The following is an 8555-nucleotide window of genomic DNA, read 5'->3' as shown; positions in this document are numbered from 1 at the left end:
ACGATGTTCTAAAGCTTGTCGCGGCTCGTTTATCGCTGATAGGTGGAAAAGCAAAAGTCTATCGATACGGTGGTGAAGAATTTACAGCGGTCTTTAAAGGGCGGTATGCGCAAGACGTTCTGGAATATTTAGAGCGAGTACGCGAAGACATTGCTAACTATGAAATGGCTTTAAGAGATGTGGCGAGTCGACCAAAGAATAAGAAAATGGGCGCCACTCAACGTGGAAAGAATCAAAGCTCAGAAACGGTCAATATCACGATTAGTATTGGTGTAGCTGATTCGTCGTCTGAGAGAAAACCGCAGAATGTGATTAAGCAAGCCGACAAAGCGCTCTATAAAGCCAAGCAAACCGGAAGAAATAAAGTGTCTTGTTAATTCGAACACGCTTTAGCTGTAGTTAATCGCTAGTCTTGGTTAAAAAACAACACGATACTTCCGCCCTTCAAGGCACTGCCGTAATTAAAATTCAGACCGATCCCTACGTTATCAACCCACGCCATATCAAACGGCGGCGTCATTAACCATCCGATAGAAGCCTCATAGTAATAATCAGTCCCTAACGGTTGTTTGATATCAGAACCTAGGTCGATACGACGAAAACTGCTGTATACAGACTGGACTGCCTTACCCCATCGGTCAAAGTTGTAGATAGATTGGATGCCATTTGCAACGTACCAGCCTTCTGTGTTGCCAATTTGGCCTTGATTTGCTTCTCCCCATCCGTGTCCATAAAAATAGTGCCAGTTAGAATACACTGTCCAACTTCCCCATGGCTTGTCATGTTCATATTTAAAGCTAACCGTTGGCTCATAAATCAGTGACCAAGCCGACGTATTAACATATCGCCCATCAAGTATTTCTTTGACTGCAACCAACTTGTCACTTCTATACTCGAAACTATTTTTATATTGCATCAAGTGAACAGCAAACGACGGCTCTATACTCCATTGAGCAGTGACATAATACTGGTATTGATAGCCCACATAACCAGCAATCATTCGATCTTTATTTATGTCTGAGGTAGTCACTCCATCAATTGTAATGTTCTTTTCAGACACTAAACCTGACAAACGAAACATCAAAGATTGCTTATGCTTATCTTCTTGGTTGGAGAGCTCTAACGTATAAGGGAGGGTTGTTACCTGAATCCGATTTCGAAGACTGATCGACTCCTCAGTACCGATATCTTCATTGCCTAAATGAAACAAATCGTTTGGGTCAAAATCGTGAATACCAAAAGTAAACACGTCACTGTCCATCAAAATAACCGCTGCGGCAAAGTTCTGCTCTAATTGACCTCTATAGGCCTCACTAATACTTTGCGATGCGAGTACGGGGTTTGCAAATGACATAGCCAAGGGGATAGCCAACGGCACAGCTAAACGGAAACTACTCAATATATCGCCTTCAAATGTCTCTAATGAATATGCATCATAATGACGTATTTACGCCATTATAATCAACATCTATTCATCTCTATGAAGCTCACAACCGACGAAAATAATGCTAGCTATTCGCCAGTAGGATCCGCTAAAACATAGGTATTACGCCCCTGATGTTTCGCAGCGTAAAGCGCTTCATCTGCCTTCGAATAAATATCATTGATGGACTCATGCCCATTGGGTACCGTTGTATAGATGCCCTGTGAAACAGTCACAACACCAAAGTCATCGTTATACTCATGAGGGTAAGCCAGTTCCGACAGTGCGTTTTTTATCCGCTTTGCAGCATTTAACGCCTTGTCTTGCCCTGTATGACTAAGCAGTATGGCAAACTCTTCTCCACCATATCGACCAACATACTCAGCACTCCGAGAAAACAGTTCTTTGGTCAACGTTGCAATCGCTATTAAACATTTATCACCTTGAATATGGCCATAATTATCGTTAAATAACTTGAAGCGATCGACATCGATAAGTATCAGTGTTAACGGGAACTTATGACGACCATGCCAACTGATCATATCCTGCAGTTTTTCATCGATAAAGCGGCGATTGTACAGTGAGGTTAATCCATCTTCATTGACTTGATGCTGCAGTGCCTGGTTGAGTTCTTGCAGTTTAATTGATGCGCGCTTTAATTCTCGTCTCATCTGAGCTATACGCTGCATTGCTATAAGCTTTGAGTTTAAAACAAGCTTATCGACAGGCTTAATTAAGTAGTCATCACCACCCGCATCGATGGCTTTGGCTATCATACTGGGTTCTTCATGGCTGCTTAAAAAGATGATCGGTATCCAATCTGGATATAAACGTCGAATTTCCTGAGACAACTCAAAACCATTCATCTCAGGCATTGTAATATCGAGCAAAATCAATTCTGGATCGAACTTTAAATAGATTGATAACGCTTCTTTTCCACTCGATACTGCTTCAACATGGTGACCCAGTTGTTTAAGACGAATTGCCAGTTGCATTCGATCCATCTGAACGTCATCAACAAGGAGTATTCGCATTGAGGAGCCATTAATTGTCATATATTCTCCCTAAAAAAGCGTTAATTAGTTTTATAGCACTTCAAATCAAATGTTTCACTAGTTATTTAAGTCTAGCTTATTGACTTTTTACCATAAGTTTTTAGCATAACCTTTTTACCCTAAGAGATATTGTCATGACTGACGAAAAACAAACAGAACAGCCAAAAGTGGATTTAGCAACGGTTTCAGCAGAACTCAAACAGGTCATTGAATTTGACCAAGTTCCTGAAGCGATGCACTTTATGGTAACGTCGATTCATGAAGTTTCTGAAGAAGCCGTTAGAGAAGCATGGAACTCTTTACCGGCAAGTGCGCAAAACGTTCTCGATAATTTTGAACAATTCCACGCGTTAATTTCTGTAAGCCAAGCATTTGCGGGCGTTAATGTTATGGAAGAGTTTCCAACATTAGATTTACCGAAAGACATGACAGACGAAGATAAAGAAGAGTACCGCACCCAATTACTTGATCAAGTCCTACATAACTGCGTTAAAGACATGGTAAAACAAATTAAGAAAGCTCGCCGAGATGCGATTCTAAAGAAGGATTTTAGAGAAGTGTTTATTAAACAATAATCTTTCATCTTTTGATTTGGCCGCGTTGTTTTAAATACCGCGGCTTTTTTGTGCGTTATTTTTATCGATTAAGCGAGCTCTGGTGCATACCGTACTTAGTTAAGATCAGGCCATAAAACATTGAGGTCTACATTATCCTCAATTGCATCCGCGATACGGTTAATGGCTGATTCGTTCATTGCAATATGATCAACTGGCTCAATATCAGACACTCCAACCCAATTAAAAATCAACGACGTCACCTCTGGTCCATTAAATATGCCATGCAAGTATGTGCCGAAGATTTGATTGCATGAAGAGACCATCCCATCCCACGATCCGTTATTCAGTTGTATCGGTTGTCTCCCTGTCACTTCAGTTTGACCTACATGTATTTCGTACCCACTAACGGGTTGCTCCTCTCCATTTAAGGTCATCACACCGGTTACATTAGTCAGCGTCTTTTGTTGGGTTAACTGGGTATTAATCGGCAATAGTGATAACCCATCACTTTCACCCGCTTTCCCCTCAACACCAAATGGATCACTGATGGTTTCCCCGAGTATTTGATAACCACCACAAATGCCAATCACTTTGCCACCAAGGCGGATATGACGCTTAATATCATTATCCCACCCCTGACTTTTCAAATATTCAAGATCACTTCTTACCGATTTTGTGCCAGGAATGATAATAAGGTCAGCGCCCGTCAAGCGCTCGCCTTTACCGACATAACGGAGATTTACATCAGGATTCAACCTCAATGCATCGAAATCAGTATGGTTACTTATTCTCGTTAACACCGGCACTATCACATTCAGTTTAGTGCTGCTTCCTTGAACCTGAGCTGTGTTAATGGCATCTTCGGCCTCTAGGTTGAAACCATGTAAATACGGCAATACCCCCAATACCGGTTTTTTTGTTTTCTCTTCTAACCAATCCAAGCCAGATTGCAACAGTGCAATATCTCCTCGAAAACGGTTAATCACAAAGCCTTTCACTCGGTTTTGTTCACTTTTTGACAGTAGGGCTAGTGTGCCGTAGAGGTGAGCAAACACGCCACCCCGGTCAATATCAGCGACAATGATAACGGGCACATCCGCTTCTTCAGCAAACCCCATATTGGCGATATCATTTTCACGTAAATTAACCTCAGCCGGGCTGCCAGCCCCTTCGATAACGATGCTCTGATATTGGTCCGACAAACGGCCATAGGAATCCATTACCGTGTTCATCGCAACCGCTTTGTAATCGTGATAACCAATCGCATCCATATCATCTATGGCTTTACCTTGCAGTATGACCTGCGCGCCCGTATCCGAGCAGGGCTTAAGCAGCACAGGGTTCATATGTACACTCGGTTTTATGTTACAAGCTTGAGCTTGAACGGCTTGAGCCCTTCCTATTTCACCACCTTCTTCGGTCACCGCGCTATTTAGTGCCATGTTCTGTGGCTTGAATGGCGCAACCGAGATACCGCGTCTTGCCAATACACGGCATAACCCTGCCACCAGCACACTTTTACCCGCATCCGATGTGGTGCCTTGTACCATTATGGATTCTAACGTTGTTTTCATATTGTCTTTAAAGTTAAGTCATTTCTTTCATAATAACGGTTAGCGCTACGATTACTCAATAGAATGAATCGATTATGAATGCCACACTCAGACAGTGTTCAGTCAGACTGTCGTTAAATAAACTCGATGACACAGTGTCTCACTATGAATTAATCGAGGGAATATTATGAACAAGCATCTCATGGTCGCTACTATCGTAGGTACACTCGCTTTAACATCGTTACCTAGCTTCGCACACAGTAAAGAGAAAGGACCCATCCACTATTCAGGGCCAGTAGAAATTACGACCATAAAGGCAATAAACGCCAACACAAAAACATTTTCTGATAACGATGTCATCGTTGAAGGCACTCTGACAAAGCAACTGGCTGCCGACCAATTTATGTTTAATGATGGAACAGGTGAAATACTAATCGATCTTGACGATATCAACATTCAAAGCCCAATAGATCAGACAACACGAGTTCGACTCTTTGGCGAATACGAAGGCGGGGCGAAGCCTGAGATAGAAGTGGATCATTTAATCCTTCTATAATCTAAACGACTAAACAACGTATTTTCAGATATTTATGGCCTGTTTATTGCAGGCTTTTTCCGTATCGTCAAAAAATCATCTGCATATTCTATGACTACGGAGCAGTTATGTTAAAAACACTTTCAAAAATTAGCCTTGTTGCGCTTACTTTTGTTTTGTCCCCTTTTGTGCAAGCGAACAATTTCAGTTACAACTACTTCGAATTTAGAAGTGGTTTCGGACCACAGACCATTGGTGGTGAAGTCAGCATGATGTTAATGGAAAATGCGCACTTTGTGGGTCGAGTAGATTCACGGTTTGATAACGATTGGGACGCTGCTGTTGGCGTCGGTTTTAACGGACCAATCGGAGCGTTTGCAGACATTTACGGTCAAATACTGCTCCATCATGTGAACTTTGTTGATAGCTCAAGCTCTAGTTCAGAATTCCAACCAGAGTTTAATCTAGGGGGCCGTGTTTGGTTAGCCAATCAAATCGAAGTATTAGGACGAATTGGTTTACACGATGAACGTTCTGTTTTTCATGCCGGGGTTAATTTTCATTCCACTGAAGCGCTTGTTCTTTTTGCTGGCGCACGGAATGACGGGGTTTACGGGCCTCAATTTTCAATTGCCGCGCGTTTTAATTACTAGTCAGGCTCAAAACCGGCACCCGGACAATAAAAATAGACACTCTAGGCATTGATTAGATTATGACGAAGCTCTGTTTAATTAATGCCGTTTCATTCCATTACTCGCCATTTCAAAGTTACACATCACAAAAACCTATAATACCCCTTTTGCATATAATGTAATATGCGTATCAAATCACAAAACTATTACCCCGCTTAGTTATCATGGCGTTATGTTCGTGATGACTTGTGACTATGACCGTTAAACCCACGTTTTCAATACTTCAATTTTTTCTTATCTTTATCATTTTGAGTATGGTGCCTACCCTGTTCTTTATCAGTGAATGGCAACGTATCGAACAACGATCCCTGTCTCTCGTAGAGCAAGAAACTCGTGCTCAGTTGGAGTTTAGTCAACGTTCATTGCAATCGACTATTTTAGATATTGAAGCCACGATCGAACTTCTTTCAAGTAATAGCTTGTTGTACTCCGCCGTGCTTGAAAACAACCAAAGTAATTATGATGCCGTGGAAGATCTTTGGATCTTGATTGCGCGTTCTAAAGGCTACTTTTCTAAATTGCGATTTCTGAGCAATACGGGGCAAGAGCAAATTCGTGTTAACAGCGTGGCTAACTATGTCGAAGTTGTTTCTGACGAGTTTTTACAAAATAAAGCGCACCGTGACTATTTCAAGTACGCAACAACCCTTAAACCCAACCAATCTGGCCGCTTTGGTATTGATGTTGAATACGATAACCATAAGATTGTCACCCCTATTACTCCTGCTTTGCGAATAATCATACCCGTTGATATTAACTTTAAACGGTATGGTTATTTTGTCGCCAATCTAGATTTCAATGCGATCTATGAATCTCTCAATTATGGTTCTGATATTCAATCCAAACCAGACCTAATAAACGCCAATGGATTCTATCTACAAAGCCAAACATTTAGCCAGATTCTTGGGAACGTTATTGCGGAACATAGTGAATTTAACCTCAATCAACTGCTACCAAAAGTTTGGGAAAGTGCCCAGTCTGGTGAGGAAGGCAATGTATTTGATGCGGGATCATGGTGGTCATACGCCAAAGTAAACGTTTCAAAAGACATATTAGGTGAAGACCTATACCTTGTGCTCAATGTACCTAGTCAAAAAGTCAATCAACAAATTGAGAATGAATACAAGCAAATCTCATTTCTCGCCATTGCTGTTTACATCATTACCCTGCTACTTTCTTGCGGTTTTTGTGCTTGGAATGTACGCCATAAAAAGCACTCGATTGAGAGCCAAATTGCCAGAGTCGCGATGGATGGTATGTCAGCGGTTCTCATCTCTGACAAAAATAACCGTATCCTTTCCGTCAACAAGGAATTCACACGCTTAAGTGGCTATACCCTAGAAGAGGTCAAAGGCAAGAGCCCTTCTATTTTTACATCCGGCAAGCACCAACAAGAATTTTATATGCAGATGTGGAAACAGTTGTTAGCGGATGGAATGTGGGAAGGTGAAGTCACGAATAAACGCAAAGATGGCTCTCTTATTACTGAAATTCTCAGAATCCAAACGGTCACGGACAGTGAAGGGAAGGTAATCTTCTACGTGGGTTCATTCGTCGATATCACCCAACGTAAGATACTTGAAAACCGTCTCAGAGATCTTAGTGAAAAAGACGCCCTCAGTGGCCTTTGGAATCGACGTAAGTTTGATAAGCAAATCCGCAGAGAAGCAAGACGATCTCGCCGCTACCCAGACAAGTATCAATCTTGCATCGCGATCATTGATATCGACAATTTCAAGCGGATCAACGACAAACTCGGCCATGCTGAAGGCGACAAAGTCATCAAGTCTGTATCGAGTATCATTTTAGATCAGATTAGAGAAACCGATTTCCTTGCTCGAATAGGTGGGGAAGAGTTTGGGCTAATCATGCCACACACACCTCTTGCAGAGGCAGAGGTTGTACTAAACAGGCTAAGAACAGCTATTTACCTGCACCATGAGCATTCTGTCTCGGTCAGTGGAGGAGTCAGCAACGTTGATTCGAGTATCGAAAACTCTTATCAACGCGCAGACATCGCATTATATGAAGCGAAAAGCTCAGGTAAAAACTGCATTTCAATGATGACGAGCCAAGAAGCGCACGAAATTGCTTAGTGTTTTAGAAGCGCAGTAGCCTATCATTAATGACGCACAATCAGTCTCAACATTTGTTTACAGTAATGCAACGATCAAACAGTTAATTTACACCAATAACTTATTCTTCAGACTCCATTCGGTTTCAATTTCCGCTCAATAATAGATGCCGCTAATCAATTCCTTTCACCACTAACGCTTTCTTGATAAATACATCGATAACCCTAAATAATCCCTGATATAATCACAACATATGATTAGGTAAGATAGCACTTTACAAAGCACATATTAACGCTATTATCGTCACGCAAACGTTTACCGCGCTTTAATTACTCCCTGCATGAGGATTTTATGCTGTCTGATATCGAAATTTGTCGCCATTCTGAACTCCAACCAATCACGACGGTAGCCGCCTCAATGGGGCTCCTAGAAGACGAGTTTCAATCCCTGGGTAAATACAAAGCAAAAGTTTCCCTTTCAAGCTTAAAACGACTAAACAATTCTGCCTCTGGTAAGCTTGTTGTCGTGACCGCAATCACTCCAACCCCACTCGGTGAAGGTAAGACAGTCACAACGATCGGTCTCTCTCAAGGGTTGAAGCAACTGAACCGATCGGTAGTCGCTTGTATTCGTCAGCCCTCGATGGGGCCTGTCTTTGGCGTTAA

9 protein-coding genes are annotated in these 8555 nt (G+C 41.9%); 6 read left to right on the top strand and 3 right to left on the bottom strand.

The window, feature by feature from the left end; translation table 11 throughout:
• The coding region (locus ACP45E_RS02930; RefSeq protein ID WP_141707204.1) for a GGDEF domain-containing protein at nt 1–377 on the top strand (377 nt) is incomplete at its 5' end.
• A 29-nt stretch (nt 378–406) separates the two neighbouring features.
• On the opposite strand, the gene ACP45E_RS02925 is transcribed toward ACP45E_RS02930, so the two are convergent.
• Both ACP45E_RS02925 and ACP45E_RS02920 read right to left on the bottom strand, forming a co-directional pair.
• Entirely contained in the window at nt 407–1399 is a 993-nt protein-coding gene (locus tag ACP45E_RS02925) for a Solitary outer membrane autotransporter beta-barrel domain (RefSeq protein WP_017033597.1), read from the bottom strand.
• Between the two features lie 113 nt (nt 1400–1512).
• Complete coding sequence (locus ACP45E_RS02920; protein ID WP_017037977.1) at nt 1513–2478, bottom strand: GGDEF domain-containing response regulator; 966 nt, start codon at nt 2476–2478, stop codon at nt 1513–1515.
• A 134-nt stretch (nt 2479–2612) separates the two neighbouring features.
• Between ACP45E_RS02920 and ACP45E_RS02915 the strand changes: the two genes are divergently transcribed.
• A complete protein-coding gene (locus ACP45E_RS02915; protein WP_017033599.1) occupies nt 2613–3053 on the top strand; it encodes a DUF3069 domain-containing protein in 441 nt (146 codons plus the stop codon).
• Nucleotides 3054–3148: 95 nt separating this feature from the next.
• Here ACP45E_RS02915 and ACP45E_RS02910 read toward each other — a convergent pair whose 3' ends face one another.
• Nucleotides 3149–4609, bottom strand: a complete 1461-nt coding sequence (locus ACP45E_RS02910; protein ID WP_026026613.1) for a cobyric acid synthase — start codon at nt 4607–4609, stop codon at nt 3149–3151.
• Nucleotides 4610–4775: 166 nt separating this feature from the next.
• Between ACP45E_RS02910 and ACP45E_RS02905 the strand changes: the two genes are divergently transcribed.
• From ACP45E_RS02905 to ACP45E_RS02890, 4 genes are all read left to right on the top strand, one after another.
• Nucleotides 4776–5144, top strand: a complete 369-nt coding sequence (locus ACP45E_RS02905) for a YgiW/YdeI family stress tolerance OB fold protein (RefSeq protein WP_017037979.1) — start codon at nt 4776–4778, stop codon at nt 5142–5144.
• 107 nt (nt 5145–5251) lie between these two features.
• A complete protein-coding gene (locus ACP45E_RS02900) occupies nt 5252–5776 on the top strand; it encodes a hypothetical protein (protein ID WP_017033602.1) in 525 nt (174 codons plus the stop codon).
• Between the two features lie 233 nt (nt 5777–6009).
• Nucleotides 6010–7911, top strand: coding sequence for a sensor domain-containing diguanylate cyclase (locus ACP45E_RS02895; protein ID WP_017037980.1), 1902 nt, complete (start codon nt 6010–6012; stop codon nt 7909–7911).
• 330 nt (nt 7912–8241) lie between these two features.
• A partial coding sequence (locus tag ACP45E_RS02890; protein WP_141707203.1) for a formate--tetrahydrofolate ligase occupies nt 8242–8555 on the top strand: 314 nt, incomplete at its 3' end.

The organism is Vibrio genomosp. F10 str. 9ZD137 (assembly GCF_049974785.1).
Lineage (GTDB): Bacteria > Pseudomonadota > Gammaproteobacteria > Enterobacterales > Vibrionaceae > Vibrio.
The sequence above is the reverse complement of the archived record's forward strand: the minus strand, read 5'-3'. Positions and strand labels throughout refer to the sequence as shown.